This window comes from Streptomyces sp. NBC_01304 (assembly GCF_035975855.1).
Classification (GTDB): domain Bacteria; phylum Actinomycetota; class Actinomycetes; order Streptomycetales; family Streptomycetaceae; genus Streptomyces.
Genome location: NZ_CP109055.1, coordinates 1,686,823 through 1,710,909 on the forward strand (window position 1 = coordinate 1,686,823; position 24,087 = coordinate 1,710,909).

Here is a 24,087-nt window from a genome sequence, read left to right on the forward strand (position 1 = left end):
GTGCAACTCGCCCTGGCACCCGAGACCATGGCCCGGTGGCAGTTCGGCATCACCACCGTCTACCACTTCCTCTTCGTCCCGCTGACCATCTCGCTCGCCGCGATCACGGCGGGCCTGGAGACCGCCTGGGTGCGGACCGGCAAGGAGAAGTACCGCCACGCCACGAAGTTCTGGGGAAAGCTCTTCCTCATCAATATCGCGCTCGGCGTGGTCACCGGCATCGTGCAGGAATTCCAGTTCGGCATGAACTGGTCGGACTACTCGAAGTTCGTCGGCGACATCTTCGGCGCCCCGCTCGCCTTCGAGGCCCTGATCGCCTTCTTCCTGGAGTCGACCTTCATCGGCCTGTGGATCTTCGGCTGGGACAAGCTGCCCAAGAAGGTGCACTGCGCGTGCATCTGGCTGGTGTCGCTCGGCACGATCCTCTCCTCCTACTTCATCCTCGCCGCCAACTCCTGGATGCAGCACCCGGTCGGCTACCACCTGGACAAGGCCACCGGTAAGGCCCAACTGGACGACATGTGGGCCGTGTTGACGCAGCAGACCCTGCTCGTCAACGCCTGGCACACGCTCAGCTCCTCCTTCCTGACCGGCGGGGCGTTCGTCGTCGGCATCGCCTCGTACCACCTGTGGCGCACCAAGCGCGCCCGGACATCCGGCGCCGCGCCCGGCCCTGTGCAAGGCAAGCAGACCGCCGTGATGCGTACGTCGCTGCGCCTCGGCCTCACCCTCGCGGTCGTCGCCGGAGCCGCCACCGCCCTCAGCGGCGACAGCCTCGGCAAGGTCATGTTCAAGCAGCAGCCGATGAAGATGGCCGCGGCCGAGGCACTGTGGGACACCCGGGCGCCCGCGCCGTTCTCCGTCTTCGCGGTCGGCGATCTCGACGAGAGCCGCAACGACGTCGCCATCGAGGTCCCCGGCGTCCTCTCCTTCCTCGCCCACGACAACTTCACGGACCCCGTTCCCGGCATCAAGGACATCGCCGCCAAGGAGGCCGCCCGCTACGGCGGCGAGCCCAAGGACTACATCCCCAGCATCTTCATGACCTTCTGGGCGTTCCGGCTGATGATCGGCTTCGGCATGGTGTCCTGCGTCGCGGGCGCGGCCGGCCTGTGGCTGACCAGGAAGAAGCGGTGGCTCGCTGCGGATCTGCGCACGGGCGACGAGGAGGTGCCCCGCCTCGCCCTCACCAAGCGGCGCGAACTCGGCGCCCTGCCCACGAAGTTGTTCTGGCGCATCGGCATCCTCACCATGGGCTGCCCGCTCGTCGCCGACGCGTTCGGCTGGATCTTCACCGAGATGGGCCGCCAGCCCTGGGTCGTCAACGGCCTGATGAAGACGAGGGACGCGGTCTCGCCGAGCGTCTCGACCGCGTCGGTCATCACGTCCCTGACCGTCTTCACCCTGCTGTACGCGGCACTCGCGGTCGTCGAGGTCCGCCTCATGGCCCGCTACGCCAAGGCCGGGCCGCAGATCGAGGAGCCGGACGCACAGGGATCAGAAGTGCCGCAGGCGGCCGGGCACTTCACCTACTGACGCGACGCGCGCACATCGAACGACGCCGCATCCACGTACTGACGTACCGACGGGAACACCTCATCACCATGCAACTCCACGACGTCTGGTTCGTGTTGATCGCCTTCCTGTGGGCGGGCTACTTCTTCCTGGAAGGCTTCGACTTCGGCATCGGCGTGCTGACCCGGCTCCTCGCCCGGGACGAGCACGAGCGTGGCGTGCTCCTCGCCACCATCGGCCCGGTCTGGGACGGCAACGAGGTCTGGATGCTGACCGCCGTCGGGGCCACCTTCGCGGCCTTCCCGGACTGGTACGCCACGCTGTGCAGCGGCTTCTACCTGCCGATTCTGGCGGTGCTGGTCTGCCTGATCGTCCGCGGCGTCGCGATCGAGTACCGCGCGAAGCGGGACGACGCCCGCTGGCGCCGCACCTGTGACCGCTGTGTCTTCTGGTCCTCGCTGGGGAGTGCGCTGCTGTGGGGCGGCATCCTCGCCGACATGGTGCACGGGGTGCCGATCGACGCGAACGGGAACTTCGCCGGCACCGTCCTCGACCTGCTGAACCCGTACGCCGCCCTCGGCGCTCTCGTCACGCTGCTGTTGTTCACCTTCCACGGCGCGCTCTTCGCGGCCCTGAAGACGAGCGGCGCCGTACGGGACCGGGCACGGGGTCTGGCCCGCAAGCTGGGCGGCCCGACCGGGCTCGTGACGCTGGGCTTCCTCTTCTGGATCCACCACCACATGGACGGCCGAGGGGACTGGACGTTGATCGTGGCGGGCGTCGTGGGTGCGGCGCTGTTCCTCGCCGGTGAACTCAATGAACGGGCAAGGGACGGCTGGGCGTTCGCCCTCTCCGGCGTGGCGGTGGTCGGCGTGGTCGCCTCCACGTTCCTCGCGCTGTTCCCCGTCGTCCTGCCGTCGTCCCTGCAGCCGGCGTGGGGCCTGACGGTCACGGGCGCGGCGTCGAGCGACCACACCCTGACGATCCTCACGTGGGTCGCGGCGTTCATGGCACCGGTGGTGATCGCGTACCAGGCATGGACGTACTGGGTGTTCCGCAGGCGCGTGAGCGGCGACCGGGCCGAGGCCGAACGCCCGGTCGGGGGCGGCGCCACGCGGTGACGTGCGTACGCCTGCTCCATGACGTACGTACACCTTCTCCATGCGAAAGGGTGCCCCGCATCCGTGCGTCGGCACGGGCGCGGGGCACCCTTTCGGTCCGTCGGTGCGAGGGGACCCCGGTTCAGTCCGCCTCGTTCTCGAAGGCACGCAGCAGATCGGCGGCGACGCTCACGGCGATCGTCGCGGGCTCCTTGCCGGTGATGTCGGCAAGCCCGATCGGGGTCTTGATCCGGTCGATGGTGGCGTCGTCGTGCCCGCCCTCGGTGGACAGGCGCTTGCGGAACCGCACCCACTTGGCCGCCGACCCGATCAGGCCGATGGAACCGAGATGGGACGAGCGCAGGGCGGCGTCGCACAGGGCGGCATCCTCGGCGTGATCATGGGTCATGATCAGGACGTGGGTGCCGCGCGGCAACTCCTCCAGGACCTCCTCGGGCAGCAGCGGCGTGTGGTGCACGTGCACCTGCGCCGCCGAGTCCGACAGGACGTCGAGCCGCTCCTTGGCGAGCATTTCGGCGCGGCTGTCGATCAGATGGAGATCGATGTCCTGACGGGCCAGGATGCGGGCCAGTTCGAGCCCCACGTGCCCGAGACCGAAGACCGCCACCGCCCGTACCACCGGCAGTGGTTCGAGCAGCACCGAGATCGTGCCGCCGCAGCACTGCACTCCGTGCTGGTTGTTCACCTTGTCGTTCAGGGCGAAATCGATCAGCTCCGGCTCCGACTTGGCCACGGCGATCATCTCCCTGGCCCGGTCGATCGCGACGGCCTCGCAGTTGCCGCCACCGATCGAGCCCCATGTCTGGCTCTGCCCCACGACGAGCTTCGCACCGGCGTCGCGCGGGGCATGACCGCGCACGGTCGCGACGGTGACGAGTACGCCGAACTCCCGGCGTGCCCGCAACCGTGCGACCGCGGCGATCCATGTCATGTCAGGCACCGCTCAATGCTTCTGAGTCGGTACGGACCTTGCCGTTGGCCGCGTTGCCGTTGGCAGAGTGGCCGTTCGCCGAGTGGCCGTTCGCGGCAAACCCGTTGGTGACCTGACCGTTCTGGGACGCGACGCTCTCGCGAGCGGCCTCGATCGCCCAGAACATCGCTTCCGGCGTCGCGGGCGAGGCCAGGTCGACACTGACCCCGGCAGGCCCGAACGCGGCGGCGGCCTGCCGCAGCGCCTCGCGCACCGAGAACGCCAGCATCAGCGGGGGCTCGCCGACCGCCTTGGAGCCGTAGACGGCGCCCTCTTCGGTGGCGTTCTCCATGAGCGTGACGTTGAACTCCTCGGGCATCTCCGAGAAGCTCGGCAGCTTGTACGTGCTGGCCGCCTGGGTCTGCAGCCGGCCGCGGTGGGGGCCGTCGCCGGTGTCCCAGCGCAGGTCCTCGAGCGTGAGCCAGCCCGCGCCCTGGACGAAGCCGCCCTCGACCTGACCGATGTCGATCATCGGGGAGAGGCTGTCGCCGACGTCGTGCACGATGTCCACCCGGCGGATGCGGTAGGCGCCGGTGAACCCGTCGACCTCCACCTCCGTCGCCGCGGCACCGTTGGAGAAGTACTTGAACGGCGAGCCGCGGAAAGACTTCGCGTCCCAGTGCAGGCCCTCGGTCCGGTAGTAGCCGGACGCGGAGAGCTGGACGCGCTGGAAGTACGCGGTGCGCACCAGGTCGTCCCAGGCCAGCTCCTTGTCGCTGCCCAGGACGCGTGCGACGCCCTCGACGATGCGCACGTCGGAGGCGTTCCCGCCCAGCTGGGTACCGGCCACCTGCAGGAGCCGCTCGCGCAGCTGCTCACAGGCGTTCTTGATCGCGCCGCCGTTGAGGTCCGCGCCCGAACTGGCCGCCGTGGCGGAGGTGTTGGGCACCTTGTCGGTACGCGTCGGGGCGAGGCGGACCTTGTGCAGCGGGATGCCCAGCGTGGTCGCGGCCACCTGCATCATCTTGGTGTGCAGGCCCTGGCCCATCTCGGTGCCGCCGTGGTTGATCAGGACGGAGCCGTCCTTGTAGATCAGTACGAGGGCGCCGCCCTGGTTGAAGGCGGTGAGGTTGAACGAGATGCCGAACTTGATGCCGGTGATCGCGAGGGCCCGCTTGGTGTTCGGGTGCGCGGCGTTGAAGGCGGCGATCTCGCGCTTGCGCTCCGCGATGCCGGCGTCCTCCTTGACCTGCTCCCAGACGGCGGAGATCCGGTCGGCCTGGGTGACGGGCTGGCCGTACGGCGTGGTCTGGCCCTGGCCCGGCTGGTAGAAGTTGCGCTCGCGCAGGTCCATCGCGTCGAGGCCCAGCTGCGGCGCGCAGCGGCCGAGGATGTCCTCGATCACGATCATGCCCTGCGGTCCGCCGAAGCCGCGGAACGCGGTGTTGGAGACCGTGTTGGTCTTGGCGATCAGACCGTTCACCCGGGCGTTGGGGATCCAGTACGTGTTGTCGATGTGGCACAGCGCACGGGCGAGGACCGGCTCGGAGAGGTCCAGGCTCCAGCCGCCGTCGGCGACCAGGGTGGCGTCGAGGGCCTGGATACGGCCCTCGGCGTCGAAGCCGATCTTCCACTTGGCGTGGAAGCCGTGCCGCTTGCCGGACATGGTCAGGTCCTGGGTCCGGTTGAGCCGGAACCGGACCGGACGGCCGGTGAGCTTGGCGCCGAGCGCGGCGATGGCCGCGAACCCGTGCGGCTGCATCTCCTTGCCGCCGAAGCCGCCGCCCATCCGCAGGCACTGCACGGTGATCTCGTGCGAGGGCACGCCCAGCACGTGGGAGACGATTTCCTGGGTCTCCGAGGGGTGCTGGGTGCTGCTCTGGATGAAGATCTGCTCGTTCTCGTCGACCAGCGCGAGGGCCGCGTGGGTCTCGAGGTAGAAGTGCTCCTGACCGGCGAACTGGAACTCACCGGAGAACACGTGCGCGGACTCGGCGAAGCCCGCGTCGACGTCGCCGTGCACCATGTTCGGCCGGGCGCCGTGGTAGCTCTCGGCCGCCATCGCGTCCTGCAGCGAGACCAGGGAGGGCAGTTCCTCGAGGTCCACCTCGACGGCCGCGGCGCCGAGCCGGGCCGCTTCCAGGGTCTCGCCGAGCACCCAGGCCACCGCGTGGCCGTGGAACATGACCTCGTCGGGGAAGAGCGGCTCGTCGTGCTTCATGCCGGCGTCGTTGACGCCGGGCACGTCGGCACCGGTCAGCACGCGGACCACGCCGGGCACGGCGAGCGCGGCCTTGGTGCGCAGCGCGGTGACCTTGCCGCGGGCCTTCATGACCTGCACCGGGTACAGGTGCAGCACGTCCTTGGTCCGCTGGACCAGGTCGTCGGTGTAGAGCGCGGTGCCGGTGACGTGCTGGTAGGCACTCTCGTGCGGCATCGAGACGCCGACTACGGGCTTCTCGGGGAGCTCGGAAAGATGACTCATGACGACACCGCCTCGGTGGTCTGTGCGTGCAGCTTCTTCAGGCTCTGGCCGAGCATCGCGGAACGGTAGAGGGAGCTGGCGCGATGGTCGTCCATCGGCGTTCCCTCGCCCCGCAGCACTCGTGCCGCTGCCTCTACAGTCTCCTCCGACCAGGGCTTGCCCTCCAGGGCCGCCTCGGTGGCGAGCGCGCGGATCGGGGTGGCGGCGACGCCACCCAGGCCGATGCGCGCCTTGCGGACGATGCCGTCCTCGATGACGAGGGCGAAACCGACGGCGACGCTGGAGATGTCGTCGAAGCGACGCTTGGCAATCTTGTGGAAGGCCGTGACCGGAGCCAGCGGCAGCGGGATGCGCACCGCGCGGATCAGCTCGCCGGGACGGCGCACGCTCTGCCGGTATCCGGTGAAGTAGTCGGCCAGCGGGACCACGCGCTCACCGTCGACGTCGGCGAGCACGAGCGACGCCTCGAGCGCGAGCAGCACCGGCGGGCTGTCGCCGATGGGCGAGCCGGTACCGAGGTTGCCGCCGAAGGTCGCACCGTTGCGGATGAGCCGGGAGGCGAACTGCGGGAACAGCTCGGCGAGCAGCGGGACGTCGCCGTCGAGCTTGCGCTCGATCTCGGTGAGCGTCAGGGCCGCGCCGATCTCGATGTGGTCGGCCTCGAGGCGCAGCTCCCGGAGTTCCGGCAGCCGGTCGATGGCGACCACGCAGTCGGCCCGGCGGGAGCGGATGTTGACCTCGACGCCGAAGTCGGTGGAGCCGGCGACGACGACCGCGTCGGGACGCTCGCGCAGTACCTGCAGTGTCTCGGCGAGGGTGTTCTTCCGCAGGAACGTCTTGCCGTCCTGGGTGTACTCGGTGGCCACCGGGGCGGGCGGCTCCTCGTCGCGGCGCTGTGCGAGGGGGTCCTCGTCGGTGGGCTCACCGACGGCGAACGCGGCATCGCGGATCGGGCGGTAGCCGGTACAGCGGCACAGGTTTCCGCTCAGCGAGTGCAGGTCGAAGCCGTTCGGACCGTGCTCGGCGTCGTGGCCCTCGGCCGCGTCGTCACCGCCGTCCAGCGGGTTGCCGTGCTCGCAGCGGTCGGAGCGGTAGTACTCCGAGGCCATGCTGCAGATGAAGCCCGGGGTGCAGTAGCCGCACTGGGAGCCACCTCGGGTGGCCATCTCCTCCTGCACGGGGTGCAGGGCGGCCGGCGTGCCGTCGGCACCGGGGGTGGCGAGGCCTTCGGAGGTGATGACCTCCTGGCCGTCGAGCGCCGCAGCCGGGACCAGGCAGGCGTTGACCGCGACCCAGTCGGTGGGCTTGTTCACACCGGGGCGGGCCACCAGCACCGAACAGGCGCCGCACTCACCCTCGGCGCAGCCCTCCTTGGTGCCGGTGAGGCCGTTGTCGCGCAGGAAGTCCAGCGCCGTGGTGTGGGGTGCACACGGGAAGATCGGGGTTTCTTTTCCGTTGACCGTAATCCGCGCCTCTGTCATGACAGACCTTCGTTTCCGTGCGCGAGCGATCGATTCATCATGTTCGCCAATTTTCAGGCAGCTTTCTGTGTTCAAACGCGCCACGTGAGAGGAGCAGGCGCAAAATCGGCACGCATATCAATTATGCCGAAGGAGGTTATGGCGGGAGATCCGAAATATGCCGTGGACGGGCACATCAGAACGGCTTGCTCAGCAGCCGTGCGCGATCCGACCCGGGACCCAGACAGTGCACTGGGCGAGGCAACCAAGATCAGAGCTGGTGTACATCTGCTGGTCGCCTCCTTTCGGTAGTTATGGGTCAACGTTTAACGCAAGCTAGTTGGCCGAGACCTCGCAGGTCAAGCCGTGGGCCTTGGTCATTCCCGAACCGGCCGAATTCGCGGTCGGCGCGCCAAAGTCGAGTGGTTGATCGGACGATTTCCGCCCCCCTCGAATGGGGCGATCGCACAGCACCTCGCGCGCCGCCGGTACCGCGCGGTGACCGCGCCGACGCCCCCGGCGCCGCGCCCCGGCTCGCGGGCCTCGGTGGCCACAGGGAGTGAGCCTCGGTGACCACGGGGAGGCGGCCTGCGAATCGCAGGGCGGCGGCCGCCGACGACCTCGCATCCAGCGCCTGATTAGATGAACGTTGGACTGTGTCGCCCCCACCGGAGGCCGGCGCAAGGTCAGCCCCCGTCGATCACCGGGTCACGGGGCACGTTGCACACCAGCACGGGACCGTTCCACGCCCCACCCGCACTACAGGGCCCCAGGCCCAGGTCCCGAGAGTCACATGAGTACCGACACCGCATCGCGCCCGACCGTGCGGCGCCTCCTTGCCGGACGCGCTCCCGCCTTTCCCGGGCACCGCCACACCCTGCACGCCACCGCCTCGGCGATCTCCGTGCTGCTGCTCCTGGCCGCCACGGGCTCCGTACTGCACGAACCCATGCTCATACCGCCCCTCGCGGCCAGCGCGGCCCTCGTGCACAGCACTCCGGCGCTCCCCCTCGCGCAGCCGCGCAGCCTGATCGGCGGCCACCTCCTGTCCGCGCTCGCCGGCTATCTGGTGCTGGCCCTGTGCGGCAGCTCGACGTGGGCCGCCGCACTGGCCGGCGGCCTCGCGCTGGGCACCATGATGATCAGCAGGACGCCGCACTCCCCGGCCGCGGCCACCGCCGTCATCGTCGTCCTGCAGGCGCCTGCCCCGCTGACCTTCCTCCCGCTGCTGCTCACCGCCACGGTTCTCCTTGTCGCCGCGGGGATCGTCGCCGGGCGGGCCAAGCGGGCGTCCCGGTATCCCGTCTACTGGTGGTAGGGGCCCACTGGCGGTAGGGCCACTGTCGGTAGGCCGGCCCACGGTCACCCGGCAGGCCGGTTCACCGTGGGCATCTCGATCTTCGTCTCCTTGCCCTTGGTCAGATAGAACAAGATGTACCGCCGGGCGGCCTCGTCCAGGACCCACGCGGCCTCGGGCACCAGCGGCAGCGGAATGAGGCCCTCGCGGAACTTCACCAGGGCCGGCCATGCGGCCGAGACCGCCGGGTCCCAGACCGGCTCGCGGCGAATGCCGTCCCAGTCGGCCACCTCGTCGCCGACCAGATACCGGGCGAGCGCGTTGCACAGCGGCCGGCCGATGCTGCCGGGGCTGGTCTGCTCGGCGAGCTGGCCGAGCAGGATGTCGGTCAGCTCGACGCCCTCGCGGGTCGGTCCCATGGCCGGGGGCAGCACCTGGTCCGCCTGGGAGTACGCCGCGTCCCAGGTCGCGGGGATGTACTCGTCCTTGATGCCGAGCAGGTCCGCGGTCACCTGCCACACGTGCAGATACGCCGCGGACTCGGCGCCGGTGACCGGGACCTTCCAGTCACGCATCCTGCGCATGGCGAAGGTCGGCAGGGTGTGCCAGGTGACCAGCATGTCGTTCTGGCTGATCGGGATCTCGCCGGGCCAGTGCGGGGACTGCCGCAGCAGGTGGCGCACCGCCGCGTGCACCAGGCGGGTCTTCACGGCCTCGACCATGCAGGAGCCGTCCGGCCGGTACGCGTTCGGGGCGCCGACGGCGAACCCCAGGATGCTCGTCTTGGCGACGCGGTCCTCCATGTCCGCGCCGCCCTTGGAGTAGTAGACCGCGCGTGCCTCCTTGGGAATGGCGGTGCTCAGCATGCCGCCACCCACGCCGTTGAGCAGGTTGAGGTACAGGCCCCTGGTCTTGTTGAACCGGGCCGCGGTCTCCAGCTTGTCGCGGTCCGCCCAGGCCGGCAGCTGCCTCGCCTTGTCTATGAACTCCCGCAGGTCCTGCGACAGTCCGGCCGGCAGGGGCTGGTCGTTGCGCTCCCAGCCCCACAGCAGCCGGTTGACCTCGGGTACGGCGCCGCGGCCGAGCAGTGAGGCGACGAGGGGGTCGGCCTCCTCGTCCCACACCCACCGCGGATCGGCGCCGGCGCCGGACCCCGCGACCGAACCACTGGGCGCCCAGGTCCAGTTCATCAGCGAGCGCGCGTGAGCGGGGGCGGCCATCCCGAGGGCCCCGAGTGTGCCCAGCGCCCCGCCGGAGACGAGCATCTTCCGCCTGCTGAGTTCGGCCATGTCCTCAACTCCTGTATGCGTAGGGCCCGTTCAGGACGGGCGGTTGGCCACCGGGATCTCGATGCTGATCGGCCGCGCCTCGGACAGGAAGAGCAGGGTCGCCCGGCGCAGGAACTCGTCGAAGGTCCAGTAGGCCTTCGGGGCGAGCGGGAAGGGGAGCAGGCCTTCGCGGACGGCGACGAAGGGGCCCCAGGACGCCTTGAGCAGGGGGTCCCAGAGCGGTTCCCTGGGGATCTTCAGCCATTCCGCGATCTGATCCCCGAGCATGAAGCGGGTGAACGAGCCGAGGACGGGCCTGCTCAGGAGGCCGCCGTCGACCTCGGAGCCGAGGCCCAGAAGGATGTCGGCCAGCTCGATGCCCTCGGGCGTCGGGGCGAGCACCGGATCGAGGACCTGCTCCGCCTGGGCGTTCGCCTCGTCCCACGACGCGGGGATGTACTCGTCCTTGACGCCGAGCATGTGCGCGCTCAGCTGCCACGAGTGCAGGAAGGCCGCCGAGTCGGCGGCGGGGATCGGCACCTTCCACGCGGTGAGCTTCTTCATGACGGTGGTCGGCAGGCTGTGCCAGGTGACCATCATGTCCCGCTGGCTGATGGGGATTTCCTCGTCGGCGGCGTCCGCCCAGCGCGGGGACTGCGGCAGCAGGTGGCGGACCGCCGCGTGCACCAGGCGGGTCTTGAGGCAGGTCACGATCATCTCGCCGTCGGGCCGGTAGGCGTTGCGCGAGCCGATGTCGTAGCCGAGTTTGGCGGTCTTGGAGATGCGGTCCTTCATGTCCGCGCCGCCCTTGGAGTAGTAGACGGCGCGCGCTTCCTTGGGGATGACCGTGCTCATCATTCCGCTGGCCAGGCCGTACAGCAGGCCGAGGTAGAGCCCGCGCTTCTCGTTGAAGGCGACCGCGGTGGCGAGCTTCGCCTCGTCGGCCCAGGAGGGCAGTCGGCGGGCCTCCTCCATGAAGTCCCGCAGATCCGCGGGCAGTCCGGCCGGCAGCGGCTGGCCGTTCTTCGTCCAGGTCCGTAACAGCTCATTGACCCGGGGCACTTCGCCCCGCTCGAGGAGCGAGGCGACCAGCGGATCGGCCTCGGCGTCCCACACCCATCGCGGGTCCTCGCCGGCCCCCGCGCCCGCCACCGAACCCTCGGGCGACCAGGTCCACGGCAGCGCCTGCGCGGGCATCGCGGCGCCCAGCGCACCGAGGGCGCCGACCGCGCCCCCTGCCATCAACACCTTGCGTCTGCTGACATCAGCCATACCGCACCTCTCTGATGCGATGAAACGAATTCTGTGTCTGCGTAACATCACTAGCAGCGCACCGCGCGGCTCACAAGTCCTGCTGCAGGAACGGCCGTTGGCGACCCAGGGGCTCCAGGGACGCCGATCCAGCGGAGGGGCGCCCGAACGCGCGCAAAGCATTGACAGCTCACGACACCGTGCGGACACTCACATCCCGGCGATAGCGAACTCAATTTCACCTGGCGAACTCGACGGCCGGGAGAGATGGGTCCAGGAGAGAGAGTGAGCAAGTCCCGTGACCGCACCCGGTTCCGCCCCTCACCGCCCACCCCACCCAGCCGCGCACACCTTCAGGTCGGTGGCCCCCGTCCTCGCCCTGTGCTGGCTCGTCGTCTTCTTCGACGGCATGGACGTGAACATCTACGGCGCCGTGATGCCCCATCTCCTCACCGACCCGGAGCTCGGATTCACCACCTCCCTCGGCGGCACCGTCGGCTCCTGGACCACGTTCGGCATGCTGATCGGCGCGCTCACCGCGGGCACGCTCACCGACTGGCTCGGCCGCAAGCCCCTGGTCACCACGAGCGTCGTGCTGTTCTCGGCCGGCTCGGCGGTGTGCGCGCTCGCCCCGAGCGCCACCGCCTTCGGCGCCGGACGGTTCCTCGCCGGGCTCGGTCTCGGCGGGCTGATGCCCATCGGCCTCGCGATCGTCGCCGAGTTCGCCCCGCCGCGCCGCGCGGCCCTCGCCACCGGCCTGATGATGACCTCGTACCACGCGGGCGGCATGGCGGCCACGGGCCTCGGCCTCGCCGTCGCACCCGAGCACGGCTGGCGCTGGGTGTTCTGGGCGGGCGTCATCCCCGCCGTGGTGGCCGTGCCGCTGGTGCTGAAGTGGCTGCCGGAGTCGCCGCGCGTGCTCCTCGCCAAGGGCCGCACCGAGCAGGCGTACGCGACAGCCGACCGGTTCCGACTGCCGCGCCCCGGCGTCGCCGAGGCACCGGCGGCGGGCGCGAAGGGGCGGCTGTCCGCGATCGGCGCCCTGTTCGCGCCGGGCACCCGCTGGGCCACTCCCCTGCTGTGGATCGCCTCGTTCGCGGGACTGCTGCTCGTGTACGGCGTCTCGACCTGGCTGCCCGCGCTGATGCGTGCCTCCGGTTACAGCCTTTCCTCCTCCGTCACCTTCCTGATGGTGATCAACGCGGGCGGAATCGTCGGCATGCTCGTGGCGGGGCGCACCGCAGACCGGTTCGGTCCGGTGAAGGTGTCCGCGATCTGGTTCGTGCTGACCGCCTGCGGGGTGTTCCTGCTGCGGGCCGAACTGCCGCTGGGCCTCGCGTACGTGATCGTGTTCGCGACGGGCATCTGGCTGTTCAGCGCGCAGGTGATGGTGTACGCCGCCACCGCCACGGTGTACGCACCCGCCGAGCGCGCCACCGGTCTGGGCTGGGTCACCGGAGTGGGCCGGACCGGAGCCGTCGTCGGGCCCTGGCTGGGCGGGGCCGTCCTCACCGACGGCAATGCCTCGCTCGGCTTCACCACCTTCGCCGTCGCGGCCGTCCTCGGCGCCGCCGCGATCTCCCTGGTGCCGCTGGGCAGACGGCCCGCGCGGGACCGGGCCGCCACCGCGGTGGCGGGTGCCACCGGCTGAGCGAGCCCGGGCGCGGCAACGGTGCCCGGCCGACCGGCCGGGCACCGGAGTTAGGGTGACGGCACCACCGGCACGAAAGAGCCCATGACGACGATCGACACCCCGCCCGAGACAGCTCCTCCGGAAGCCGTCGCGCCCCTCATGCGCGGCATTCTCGTGCTGCGCGAACTCGCCGACACCGACGGCGAGTTGAGCCTGCGCGACCTCTCCCACGCCACCGGACTGGCCCGCTCCACCGTCGACCGCGTCGCCGCCACCCTCGAGCGGATGGGCTATCTGCGCCTGGCCGGCCGGTCCGCGACCCTGCAGCCCAGGATCATGGAACTCGGCAACGCCTATCTGGCCGCCGTACGCCTGCCCGACCTGCTCGGCCCGCAGGTGCGCCGCCTTGCCGACGAGCTCGACGAGTCCGTGTCCCTGACCGTGCCCGACGGGGACGGCCTGCGCTTCATCCATCAGGTCACCCACCGCCGCGCCATGACGCTCAGCTTCCGCATCGGCGATCTGCTGCCCCTCGAACGCATGGCACCCGGACCGCTCTTCGCCGCCGAGTGGACGCAGGCGCAGTGGGAGCGGTGGCGGGAACGGCTCGCCGCCGACCCGGAGCAGCGCGGTTTTCCCGCGGTGCGACCGCCGCAGGACGCCGCACGCAACGGGGCCGCGCTTCAGGAACGTACGGCCGAAGCAGCAGACCGCGGCTGGGCGGTCGACGACCAGCTGCTGGAGCCGGGACTGATCGCCCTCGCGGTCGCCGTGCACGACGCCGACGGCCGCAAGGTCTGCGCGGCGAGCGTGGTCAGCCACACCAGCAGGCACACCGTCACCTCACTGCGGGACGCGGTGCTGCCCCGACTGCGCACCGCCGTCGCCGCGATGGAGCAGACCCTGCGGGGCGCCCCGGCCGCGAGCGCCCCGGCCCCGGACCGGGCCGCGCTCGCCGACTGGACCGGAGCCTCGAAGCAGGCCCTCGGGCGGGAGTTCGTGGAGTCGCTGGCCCGCGGTCTGACCGTGCTGACCGCGTTCGGCGAGGGCCGTGACGCCCTGCCGCTCACCGCAGTCGCCGAGGCGACCGGACTGGCCCGGGCGACCGCACGCCGGGCCCTGATCACCCTGGAACACCTCGGCTACGTCACCGCGCACGAGCGGCAGTACCGGCTCACCCCGCGCGTCCTGGACCTCGGCTTCGCCCCGCTGTCCCGCACCTCGCTGTCCCGCCTCGCCGCGCCCCATCTCGACGCCCTGATGCGGCAGGTGCACGACTCGGCCTCGCTCGCGGTCCTCGCGGGCGGGGACATCCAGTACACGGCGCGGGCCGCCGCCGGGCGCATCATGAGCGTCGACATCCACCTCGGCACCCGGCTGCCCGCGTACGCCACTTCGATGGGCCGCATCCTGCTGTCCGGCCTGCCGCCGGCCGAGCGCTCCGCCCTCCTCGACGGCGCCGAACTGCGCGCCCTCACCGAGTCCACCGTCACCGCACGGCCCGCCCTGGACGTACTTCTCGACCGGGTGCAGGAGCAGCAATACGCCCTCACCGACGGCGAGTTGGAGGCGGGCCTGCGCTCGGTCGCCGTCCCCGTCCGGGACCGCGCGGGGCAGGTGGTGGCCGCGGTCAACGTCGCCATGCACAGCAGCCGCCGCAGCAACCAGGAGTGCCTCGACGACGTGCTGCCGGCGCTGCGGGAGACGGCCTCGCGCATCGAGCAGGACCTGTGGACGGCGTCGCGGTACGCCCCCGTCCCGGCGACCTGACCGCGCTGCCACCCGGGAGCCCACCGGGGAGAAAAGGGAAGGCGCTGGTCACCGCGTCCCTGACATGATCGAGCGGTCCATTCCCCCGGCCTGTCAGGAGAGGCCATGTCTTCCCACCTCGGTGACCTGCTCGACCCCGCACTGCTCGCGCGCTCCCTCGACGAGGGCTTCATCCGCGAGCAGAGCCACCCCTCGCTGCCCCTGCGCATTCTCAACTACACCGAGAAGGCCCAGTTCGAGCGCGTGTGGAACGAGGTCACCCGGCAGTGCCGAGGCTTGGTCGTCGACGAGAACGGCCGGATACTCGCCCGTCCGTACGCGAAGTTCTTCAACTTCGCCGAGCACCCCGAGGGCACCTTCGGCCTGGACGAGCCCGTCGTGGTGACCGACAAGCTCGACGGCTCGCTCGGCATCCTCTACCCGGTGCCCGAGGGCGGTCACGCCATCGCCACCCGGGGCTCCTTCGCCTCCGACCAGGCGCTGCACGCGACCGAGGTCTGGCAGGAGCGGTACGCGGCCACCGCGGAGATCAAGCCGGGGGTCACGTACCTCTTCGAGATCATCTTCCCGGAGAACAGGATCGTCTGCGACTACGGCAAGCTCGACGACCTCGTCCTGCTCGGCGGAGTCGACATGGCGACCGGTGCTCCCGTCCCCGCGGACGAACTCCCGTGGGAGGGACCGCGGGTGGACACCTTCGACTTCGCGACGCTGGCCGACGCGCTCGCCGCCCCGCCGCGCGCGGGCGCGGAAGGCCTCGTGCTGCGCTTCCCCGGCCACGGCCACACCATGATCAAGATCAAGCAGGACGACTACGTGGCCCTGCACCGCATCGTCACCGGCCTCAGCGCGCGCGTGGTCTGGGAGCGGCTCGGCGCGGGCGACACGTCGGCCGAGATCTGCGACGGGCTGCCGGACGAGTTCCACGGCTGGATCAAGGACGTGGAGGCCGACCTGAACGGGCGGCGCGACGCGATCCTCGCGCAGGCGCGTGCCGAGCACGCGCGCATCGTCGAGGAGCTGCCCGAGGGGTGGACGCGCAAGGAGTACGCGGCCGTCGCGGGCCGTTCGCCGCTGCGCGCCTGGCTGTTCCAGCTCCTGGACGGCCGTGACCCGTCCGCCCGGATCTGGCACACCCTGCGCCCGGAGGGCGACCAGCGCCCGGCCAATTTCGCGGCCGAGGACACCGAGAACACCGACAGCACAGTCAGCACCGAGGACGCCAAGTCCAGCAAGGACACAGCCTGATGCCCACCCTGCACTTCACCCGAGGCCTGCCCGCCAGCGGCAAGACCACCTGGGCGCGCGCCTGGACGGCCGAGGACCGCGCAGGCCGGGCCCGCGTCAACCGGGACGACCTGCGCGCCATGCTCGACTCCGGCGAGCACGTCAAGGGCGTCACCGAGAAGCGCGTCATGGCCGTCCGGGACGCGGCGATCCTCAAGCTGCTCCGCCAGGGCCACGACGTGGTCTGCGACGACACCAACCTGCCGCAGCGCGTCGCCCGCGACCTGGCCCGCCTCGCGGACCGGGCGGGCGCGGAGCTGGAGGTGCACGACTTCACCGATGTCCCGCTGGAGACCTGCCTGGAGCGGGACGCGGCCCGTGCGGCGTCGGTGGGCGAGGACACCATCCGCGACCTCCACCTGCGTTACCTGGCCGGCAAGGCCTTCCCTCTGCCGCTGCCGGACGAGAGCCGCGAGGCCGCCCCGGTCGGGCGGACGTACGAGCCGAAGCCGGACACCCCCAAGGCGGTCCTGGTCGACATCGACGGGACGGTCGCCCTGATGACGGGCCGCAGCCCGTTCGACGAGACCCGGGTGCACGAGGACGTGCCGAATCCGCCGGTGGTCCAGGTCGTGCGGGCGCTGCACGCGGCGGGCAACCGGATCGTGTTCCTGTCGGGCCGCACCGACGACTGCCGCGAGGCCACCGAGGCGTGGCTGACCGAGCACGTCGGCGTCCCGTACACGGGCCCGTTCATGCGGCCGTCCGGGGACTCCCGGAAGGACTCGCTCGTGAAGGTCGAGCTCTTCGACGCACACGTGCGGGACGCGTACGACGTCACATGCGTCCTGGACGACCGCAACCAGGTCGTCCAGGCCTGGCGGGCCATCGGCCTGACGGTCCTTCAGGTCGCGGACGGGGACTTCTGACGTCTCGCTGACGCCACGGAGGGGGAGCCCGGCTCCCCCTCCTTCGTGTCGAGGCCCGCCCGAACGTCCACGTTACGGACAGCGCAGTGGCGGATCCTGCCCGCCCACCATGAAATGCCCAGGTCAGAGCGGCGCGTATCGGGCAGCAGGTGGCGCAATACTGCGGCAACACCATCGCCACGGGCCCCCGGGTACGTTCCCTGCCATGCCAGCCGAACGCACCCCCGCCGCCCTGCCGATCGCTGCCGCGCGCCGCCGTCGGCTGCGTGCGGACCAGGCGCGCCAGCTCGCCGATCTGCTGCGCCACCAGATTCTGGCGGGCGGCTTCGCCCGGGGCGTCCTGCCCCTGGAGGACACCCTCGCCGCCGACTACCGGGCCAGCCGCAACACCGTACGACAGGCCCTGGACCTGCTGCGCAGCGAACAGCTCGTGCGCCGGCAGCCCGGCGTCGGCACGGTGGTGGTCTGCGAGAAGTATCCGCACGGCCTGGACCGACTGCAGGGTCTTGCCGAAGTCCTGCACGAGCACGGCCGGGTCACCAACCAGGTCCGAACCGTCGGGCCCGTCACCGCCTCCGGCCCCGTGGCCCATCGGCTGGGGCTGCCCGAACACAGCGATGTGCTCTGCATCGAGCGGCTGCGCCATCTCAACGGGCTGCCGCTGTCGCTCGATCTCTCCTATCTGCCCATGGATGTGGGCGGCGAACTGCTCGGCTGCGACCTCGAGAACAACGACATCTTCCGGCTGCTCGAATCGCTCACCGGCGCTCCGCTCGGCCACGCCGAGATCACCCTCGAAGCCGTCACCGCCGACGCGCACTCCGCGGCGGTGCTGCAGGCCCCGCGCGGATCCGCCGTGCTGATGCTGGAGCGGCTGACCCATCTGCCCGACGGGCGGCCGGTGGACCTGGAGTTCATCCGGATCCGGGGCGACCGCATCACCATGAGCGGCGTGCTGCACCGGTCCGTCTGAAGCTCCCCCAATTCCCTCAAGTCGCTTTCCTCCTACGTCACTTCGCCTACTTCACCTTCCTCCTCCCCCCCCCCCCCCGCCCTTCCTGGAGACAGCCATGCCCCTGGTCCCGCAGCGCGCCGATGTGCCCGTGACCATCGACGAGTCCAAGTGCCTCGACGGCTGCACGCTCTGTGTCGACATGTGCCCCCTCGACTCGCTCGCGATCCGCGAGGACAACGGCAAGGCCTATATGCACGTCGACGAGTGCTGGTACTGCGGACCGTGCGCGGCTCGCTGTCCCACCGGCGCGGTCACCGTCAACATGCCCTATCTCCTCCGGTGAACGCTCCGGTGAAACCCCCGGCGAACGCTCCGGCGAAAGGCCCGACTCCCATGAACCGCACGCCGATTGCCCACATCGCCCGCCTCCTCCCGGCGGCCCTGCTGCTGCCGCTCGCCACCGCCTGCGGCGGGGTGGCCGGGGCCGACGACTCGGGCACGGTCACCGTGACCGTCGGCTATCAGTCCAAGACCATCAACACCGTCACCGCGGGCACCCTGCTCCGCTCCCTCGGCTACTTCGAGCAGGAGCTCCAGGAGCGCGGCAAGAAGGACGGCATCACCTACAAGGTCAAGTGGCAGGACTACGCGACCGGCGCGCCGATCACCGCCCAGATGACCGCCGGGAAGATCGACATCGGTTCGATGGGCGACTTCCCGCTCCTGATCAACGCGGCCCGCGGCAAGCAGCTGGGGCAGCCCACCCGACTGGTCGCGGTCACCGGCTACAACCTGCGCGGCGGTCTCAACACCGTGGTCACCGCGCCCGGTTCGCCGCTGAAGTCGCTGGCCGATCTGCGCGGCAAGAAGGTGTCCACCAGCGTCGGCTCGGCGGCCGACGGCACTTTGGTGCGCGCACTGCAGCGCGCCGGGATCGACCCCGAGCAGGGGATCCGCAAGCTCAACCAGCAGCCCAGCGTGGGCGCCTCGGCGCTGACCGCGGGAAGCGTGGACGCACTGTCCCAGTTCGTTGCCTGGCCCGGCCAACTGGCCTTCGAGGGCAAGGCCGAGGCCCTGTACGACGGGGCCGAGCTGAACGTGCCGACCTTCCACGGCGTCACCGTACGAGAAGAGTTCGCCGGGGAGCGCGCGGGCGTCCTCGACGACTTCCTCGCGGCGCAGAAGCGGGCCACCGATCATCTGCGTGACGAGCCGGTGGCCGCGGCCGAGGCAGTCGCGAAGGCGACGGGTCTTCCCGCCGAGGTCGTCTACCTCTACAACGGCGCGGGCGGCATCGCCACCTTCGACCCGCGGCTGCGCCCCGAGCTGATCGCCGCCCTGAAGAAGGACGTTCCCGTCCTCAAGGCGGCCAAGCTCGTCGGCGAGGTCGATGTGGACGCCTTCGTCGACCCGGCCCCGCTGAAGCGGGCGGTGAATTCACCGGACTACCCCAAGGCCACTGCCGCCAAGCCCCAACTGTGGCTGAAGGGCGCGGACTCCACGCGTACCTTCGACAGCCCCAAGGCCCTCCTGAAGGCCATCGACGGCGCCGACGTACGAGCCGCCTACGTGCCCGACGCGGTGACCGGCACCCCGTGGTTCGCGAACCGGGCGATCTGGGTCGCGGACGGCGCCGACCTGTACGCCTTCGTCACCCCGGCCGGCGCGAAGCGGTACGTCGCGGGGCACTTGGGGGCGCGGACCGTCAGCTACGCGGACGCGCTGGAGCTGGCGTCGTGAGTGCGGTGCGCCGTCTGGTGCGGGTCGGTTCGCTGGCCGCGGCGCTCGGCCTGTGGCAGCTGCTGACCTCGTACGACGTCAATCTGTGGCTGCGCTTCGAGCAGTTCCCCACCATCGGGGAGGTGGCCGCGACCCTCGCCGACCGGCTCGGCACCGCACCGTACTGGCAGGACCTGGGCCACAGTCTGCGCCGGATCCTGGTCGGCTTCCTGCTGGCCTCGGTCCTCGGGGTCGCCGCCGGGACGGCCGTGGCCCGCTCGCGCTGGGCCGCCGATCTGTTCGGCCCGCTGGTCGAGGTGGCCCGGCCGATACCGGCCATCGCACTGGTGCCGGTGGCGATCCTGCTGCTGCCCACCAATGAGCAGGGCATCGTGTTCATCACCTTCACGGCGGCTTTCTTCCCCGTGCTGGTCTCGACCCGGCATGCGGTGCGGGCCCTCAGCCCGGTGTGGGAGGAGGCCGTGCTCACCATGGGCGGCGGCCGGCTGCGGGTGCTGTTCTCGGTGGTGCTTCCGGGCGCGCTGCCGGGCATCTTCGGGGGCCTCTCGGTGGGCATCGGCGTCTCGTGGATCTGTGTGATCTCCGCCGAGATGATCTCCGGGGAGTACGGGGTGGGCTATCGCACCTGGCAGGACTACACGATCGTCGACTACCCGGGCGTCTTCGTCGGCATGGCCACCATCGGCCTGCTCGGCTGGCTGACCTCCACGACGGTGGAGCTGCTGGGCCGACGCGCGACCGCCTGGCTGCCCCGCCCGGCCGAACGGGTCTCGGCACGCCCCGCGCGACGGGTGCTGCGCCGCTCGACCGCGCCCGCGACCGCTGCCGCGTCGGCTCGCACCGCCGCCTCCACCCCCGTACCCGAGAAGGAGCCGGTCCCATGAGCCCTACCCGGACCGCCGCGGCCGCCACCTCGACCTCGTCCGCCACGTCGAGCGTGTCCACCGCGTCCGCGACGACCGGCGCCGAACTCGCCCTGCACGGCGTACAGCTCGGCCATCCGGGCGGCACCGCCGTGGCGGGCACCCTCGATCTGCGGATCGCGCCCGGTGAACTGCTCGCCGTGGTCGGCCCGTCCGGCTGCGGCAAGTCCACCCTGCTGCGCACGCTCGCCGGACTGCTGCCCGCGCTGGCGGGGGAGGTGGCCGAGGACGGTGAGCCGATCGCCCGCCCGGATGCCGACCGGGCCCTGGTCTTCCAGCACGATGCCCTGCTGCCGTGGCGCACCGTGCGCGCCAACGTCGAACTGCCCCTGGCCATCCGCCGGCAGCCCCGGGCCGAACGCAGAGCGGCCGCGGCCGACTGGCTGGACCGGGTCGGTCTCGCCGACCACGCCCACAAGCTGCCGCACCAGCTCTCCGGCGGACAGCGTCAACGCGTCCAGCTGGCCCGCGCCTTGGCCGGCCGGCCCCGCACGGTCCTGATGGACGAGCCCTTCGGCGCCCTGGACGCGCACACGCGCGCCGGAATGCAGGACCTTCTTGTGGACATCCTCAACGGCACCGGCGCGACCGTCGTCTTCGTCACCCACGACGTGGACGAGGCCCTCCATCTCGGCGACCGCGTCGCCCAGTTGGCGTCCGGCGAGGTCTTCGACGTGCCGTACCCGCGGGACCGCGAGGCACGGCAGGCCGCCGGCACGGTCGCCCTGCGCCGACGCGTCCTCGCCTCCCTCTGACCGAACCCCCGAAAGGCACGCCCGTGAACACCGTGGCGGACACCCCCCTGGCCATTCCCGCCCTCGCCGACGCGACGGAACTGTCCTGCGACGTCCTCGTCATCGGCGGCGGCACCGCGGGCACCATGGCCGCGCTGACGGCCGCCGGACGCGGCGCCCGCGTACTGCTTCTGGAGAAGGCCCACGTGCGGCACTCCGGCGCACTCGCGATGGGCATGGACGGCGTGAACAACGCGATCATCCCGGGACGGGCCGAACCCGACGACTACGTCGCCGAGATCACGCGCGCCAACGACGGCATCGTCGACCAGTCCACCGTCCGCCAGACCGCGACCCGCGGCTTCGCCATGGTCAAGCGCCTGGAGTCGTACGGGGTGAAGTTCGAGAAGGACGAGCACGGCGAGTACGCGGTCCGCCAGGTGCACCGGTCCGGTTCCTATGTGCTGCCCATGCCGGAGGGCAAGGACATCAAGAAGGTGCTCTACCGGCAGCTGCGGCGCCGCGAGATGCGCGAGCGCATCCGCATCGAGAACCGCGTCATGCCGGTCCGGCTGCTCACCCACCCCGGCGACGGCCGGGTGATCGGCGCGGCCGGATTCCACACCCGCACCGGGGAGTTCACCGTCGTGCGCGCGGGCGCGGTCGTCTTGGCCACCGGGGCCTGCGGGCGCCTCGGCCTGCCCGCCTCCGGCTATCTGTACGGGACGTACGAGAACCCGACGAACGCGGGCGACGGCTATGCGATGGCCTATCACGCGGGCGCCGCGCTCACCGGCATCGAGTGCTTCCAGATCAACCCGCTGATCAAGGACTACAACGGCCCTGCCTGCGCCTACGTCGCGAACCCGTTCGGCGGCTACCAGGTGAACCGGCTCGGCGAGCGGTTCGTGGAGTCGGACTACTGGTCGGGGCGGATGATGTCCGAGTTCGCGGCCGAACTCGCCTCCGACCGGGGCCCGGTGTACCTCAAGCTCAGCCATCTGCCCGAGGAGACCATCAGCGCGGTCGAGTCGATCCTGCACACCACCGAGCGGCCCACCCGGGGCACCTTCCACGAGGGGCGCGGGCACGACTACCGCACCCACGACATCGAGATGCACATCTCGGAGATCGGCCTGTGCGGCGGGCACTCCGCCTCGGGGGTGCGGGTGGACGCGCAGGCCCGTACGACCGTGCCCCGGCTCTACGCCGCCGGCGACCTCGCCTGCGTGCCGCACAACTACATGATCGGGGCGTTCGTCTTCGGCGATCTGGCCGGCGAGGACGCCGCCCAATTCCGGGCCTATGAAGGGGAGTTGCCCCGCGAGCAGCTCGTCGCCGCGCACGAGCTCGCCTACCGGCCGCTGCGCCACCCCGACGGACCCCCGCAACCGCAGGTGGAGTACAAGCTGCGCCGGTACGTCAACGACTATGTGGCACCGCCCAAGAGCGGGGCCAAACTGTCGCTCGCGGTGGAGGCGTTCGACCGGATGTCGGACGAGATCGCGGACATGGGCGCGCGCACCGCGCACGAGCTGATGCGCTGCGCCGAGGTCGGCTTCATCCGGGACTGCGCGGAGATGGCCGCCCGCGCGTCGCTGGCCCGCACGGAGTCGCGCTGGGGTCTCTACCACGAGCGTCTCGACCACCCGGAGCAGGACGACGCAGGCTGGCTGCACCATCTGGACCTGCGCAAGTCCCCTTCCGGGGCAATGGAGTTCACCGCACGGCCGGTCGAGCCGTATGTGGTTCCGGTGCCGGAGTTCGACCCCGCGCCCGGGCCGGAGCGGTGGCTGGGCGAGGTCGCGTTGACGCCGGTGGCCACGGCGGGCCCGCGCGACTCCGCACCGGCTGCGGCGCCGGCCCCGGTGCCGCCCGTGGAGCCGGTCGCGGCCCGCCCCTCGCCCGTTCCGGTGCGGCCCGGCCCCGCCCTCCTGAGGCTGCTCGCCCTCGCCGAGGACTCCCCCGACCTGGACGCGCTGCTCCCTTACCTCACCGACGCCGACCCGGCGGTTCGTGCGGCCGCCGTCGCCGTCCTCGGCGAGACCGTGCCCTCCGGTGCGGGCCGCGCGCTCGCCGACCGGCTGCAGGACACCGCACCCCCGGTCCGGGCGGCGGCCGCGGCAGCCCTGCGCGAGCTGGTCGAAGTACTGCCTGCCGAGCCGGAGTTGGGGGCGGGCCTGCGCGAGGCGCTGCGCGTGCCGGACCCGGTCGTGCGGGCCGCCGCACTCGAAGTGCTGCGAGCGCTGCGCCTGGGCGATGCCCCGCTGTACTCCCGCGCGCTGGGCGACGCCGACATCGACGTCCGTATCCATGCCGTGCGGGCCCTGGTCTCGGTGGACGCCGTCACCGGTCTGGCGGCGGCCGGCGCCGACCCGGCCCGCGAGGTACGGGTCGCGGTGGCCCGGGGGCTGGCCGCCGTACGCGACCCGGATCCGGCGCCCCTTCGCCCGCTCCTCGACGACCCCGACCCGCTCGTCACCGGCGCCGCCCTCGCCGCCCTGGCCACCACCGGCTGCCCGCCCGCATACGCCGCACGGGCCACCGCCGCCCTCGACGACCCCGCCTGGCAGGTCCGCGCCGGTGCGGCCACCGCGCTGCGGGCGGCCGCCGCTGCCGTGCCCGCCCTCGCCAAGGCGCTGGACGACTCCAACCCGGACGTGCGTAAGGCCGCAGTCCTGTCCCTCCTCGCCCACCGCGCCGACCCGGCGGCCCGGGCCGCGCTGGCCACGGCCACCACCGACGCCGACGCGGACGTCCGCGCCTACGCCTCCCGCACGGACTGCAACCTCGTCGCAACGTCGCAGGGAGTCGACTGACCCGCACCAGCAGAACTACGCGACAGCCGACAGGTCTCAGCCATGACGAC

18 protein-coding genes are annotated in these 24,087 nt (G+C 71.2%); 13 read left to right on the forward strand and 5 right to left on the reverse strand.

Features of this window, described 5'->3' with window-relative positions:
- Entirely contained in the window at window positions 1-1,536 is a 1,536-nt protein-coding gene (locus OG430_RS07460) for a cytochrome ubiquinol oxidase subunit I (protein ID WP_327351624.1), read from the forward strand.
- Between the two features lie 68 nt (window positions 1,537-1,604).
- A complete protein-coding gene (gene cydB / locus OG430_RS07465) occupies window positions 1,605-2,636 on the forward strand; it encodes a cytochrome d ubiquinol oxidase subunit II (protein ID WP_327351625.1) in 1,032 nt (343 codons plus the stop codon).
- Between the two features lie 121 nt (window positions 2,637-2,757).
- Here cydB and xdhC read toward each other — a convergent pair whose 3' ends face one another.
- Genes xdhC through OG430_RS07480 form a run of 3 tightly spaced genes read right to left on the reverse strand, consistent with a single transcriptional unit; the run spans window position 2,758 to window position 7,512 of the window.
- Window positions 2,758-3,567, reverse strand: a complete 810-nt coding sequence (gene xdhC, locus OG430_RS07470; RefSeq protein WP_327358992.1) for a xanthine dehydrogenase accessory protein XdhC — start codon at window positions 3,565-3,567, stop codon at window positions 2,758-2,760.
- 1 nt (window position 3,568) lies between these two features.
- Complete coding sequence (gene xdhB / locus OG430_RS07475) at window positions 3,569-6,031, reverse strand: xanthine dehydrogenase molybdopterin binding subunit (protein ID WP_327351626.1); 2,463 nt, start codon at window positions 6,029-6,031, stop codon at window positions 3,569-3,571.
- Entirely contained in the window at window positions 6,028-7,512 is a 1,485-nt protein-coding gene (locus OG430_RS07480) for a xanthine dehydrogenase small subunit (RefSeq protein ID WP_327351627.1), read from the reverse strand. Before OG430_RS07480 ends, xdhB begins: the two co-directional genes overlap by 4 nt.
- Before the next feature lie 772 nt (window positions 7,513-8,284).
- Here OG430_RS07480 and OG430_RS07485 point away from each other — a divergent pair.
- On the forward strand, window positions 8,285-8,809 hold the full coding sequence (locus OG430_RS07485; RefSeq protein WP_327351628.1) for an HPP family protein: 525 nt from the start codon (window positions 8,285-8,287) through the stop codon (window positions 8,807-8,809).
- Window positions 8,810-8,853: 44 nt separating this feature from the next.
- Here the strand turns inward: OG430_RS07485 and OG430_RS07490 are convergent, their stop codons facing one another.
- A complete protein-coding gene (locus OG430_RS07490; RefSeq protein ID WP_327351629.1) occupies window positions 8,854-10,077 on the reverse strand; it encodes an oxygenase MpaB family protein in 1,224 nt (407 codons plus the stop codon).
- A 30-nt stretch (window positions 10,078-10,107) separates the two neighbouring features.
- Complete coding sequence (locus OG430_RS07495; RefSeq protein ID WP_327351630.1) at window positions 10,108-11,328, reverse strand: oxygenase MpaB family protein; 1,221 nt, start codon at window positions 11,326-11,328, stop codon at window positions 10,108-10,110.
- A 340-nt stretch (window positions 11,329-11,668) separates the two neighbouring features.
- On the opposite strand from OG430_RS07495, the gene OG430_RS07500 reads away from it, so the two are divergent.
- From OG430_RS07500 to OG430_RS07545, 10 genes are all read left to right on the forward strand, one after another.
- The gene (locus tag OG430_RS07500) at window positions 11,669-12,958 is read left to right on the forward strand and encodes an MFS transporter (protein ID WP_327351631.1); all 1,290 of its coding nucleotides are present in this window, start codon (window positions 11,669-11,671) and stop codon (window positions 12,956-12,958) included.
- Between the two features lie 84 nt (window positions 12,959-13,042).
- Window positions 13,043-14,710 carry an IclR family transcriptional regulator domain-containing protein gene (locus OG430_RS07505; RefSeq protein WP_327351632.1) on the forward strand — a complete coding sequence of 556 codons (1,668 nt, stop codon included), beginning with the start codon at window positions 13,043-13,045 and terminating at the stop codon, window positions 14,708-14,710.
- 105 nt (window positions 14,711-14,815) lie between these two features.
- On the forward strand, window positions 14,816-15,958 hold the full coding sequence (locus OG430_RS07510) for an RNA ligase (RefSeq protein ID WP_327351633.1): 1,143 nt from the start codon (window positions 14,816-14,818) through the stop codon (window positions 15,956-15,958).
- Entirely contained in the window at window positions 15,958-16,866 is a 909-nt protein-coding gene (locus OG430_RS07515) for a phosphatase domain-containing protein (protein ID WP_327351634.1), read from the forward strand. The genes OG430_RS07510 and OG430_RS07515 overlap by 1 nt, the downstream gene beginning before the upstream one ends.
- Before the next feature lie 205 nt (window positions 16,867-17,071).
- Window positions 17,072-17,839, forward strand: a complete 768-nt coding sequence (locus OG430_RS07520; RefSeq protein ID WP_327351635.1) for a GntR family transcriptional regulator — start codon at window positions 17,072-17,074, stop codon at window positions 17,837-17,839.
- 97 nt (window positions 17,840-17,936) lie between these two features.
- Window positions 17,937-18,164 carry a 4Fe-4S dicluster domain-containing protein gene (locus OG430_RS07525; protein ID WP_327351636.1) on the forward strand — a complete coding sequence of 76 codons (228 nt, stop codon included), beginning with the start codon at window positions 17,937-17,939 and terminating at the stop codon, window positions 18,162-18,164.
- A gap of 50 nt (window positions 18,165-18,214) precedes the next feature.
- Window positions 18,215-19,561 carry an ABC transporter substrate-binding protein gene (locus OG430_RS07530; protein WP_327351637.1) on the forward strand — a complete coding sequence of 449 codons (1,347 nt, stop codon included), beginning with the start codon at window positions 18,215-18,217 and terminating at the stop codon, window positions 19,559-19,561.
- Window positions 19,558-20,445, forward strand: a complete 888-nt coding sequence (locus tag OG430_RS07535; RefSeq protein ID WP_327351638.1) for an ABC transporter permease — start codon at window positions 19,558-19,560, stop codon at window positions 20,443-20,445. Before OG430_RS07530 ends, OG430_RS07535 begins: the two co-directional genes overlap by 4 nt.
- Window positions 20,442-21,239, forward strand: a complete 798-nt coding sequence (locus tag OG430_RS07540; RefSeq protein ID WP_327351639.1) for an ABC transporter ATP-binding protein — start codon at window positions 20,442-20,444, stop codon at window positions 21,237-21,239. The genes OG430_RS07535 and OG430_RS07540 overlap by 4 nt, the downstream gene beginning before the upstream one ends.
- Before the next feature lie 23 nt (window positions 21,240-21,262).
- Entirely contained in the window at window positions 21,263-24,037 is a 2,775-nt protein-coding gene (locus OG430_RS07545; RefSeq protein ID WP_327351640.1) for a fumarate reductase/succinate dehydrogenase flavoprotein subunit, read from the forward strand.
- Window positions 24,038-24,087: the final 50 nt, after the last annotated feature.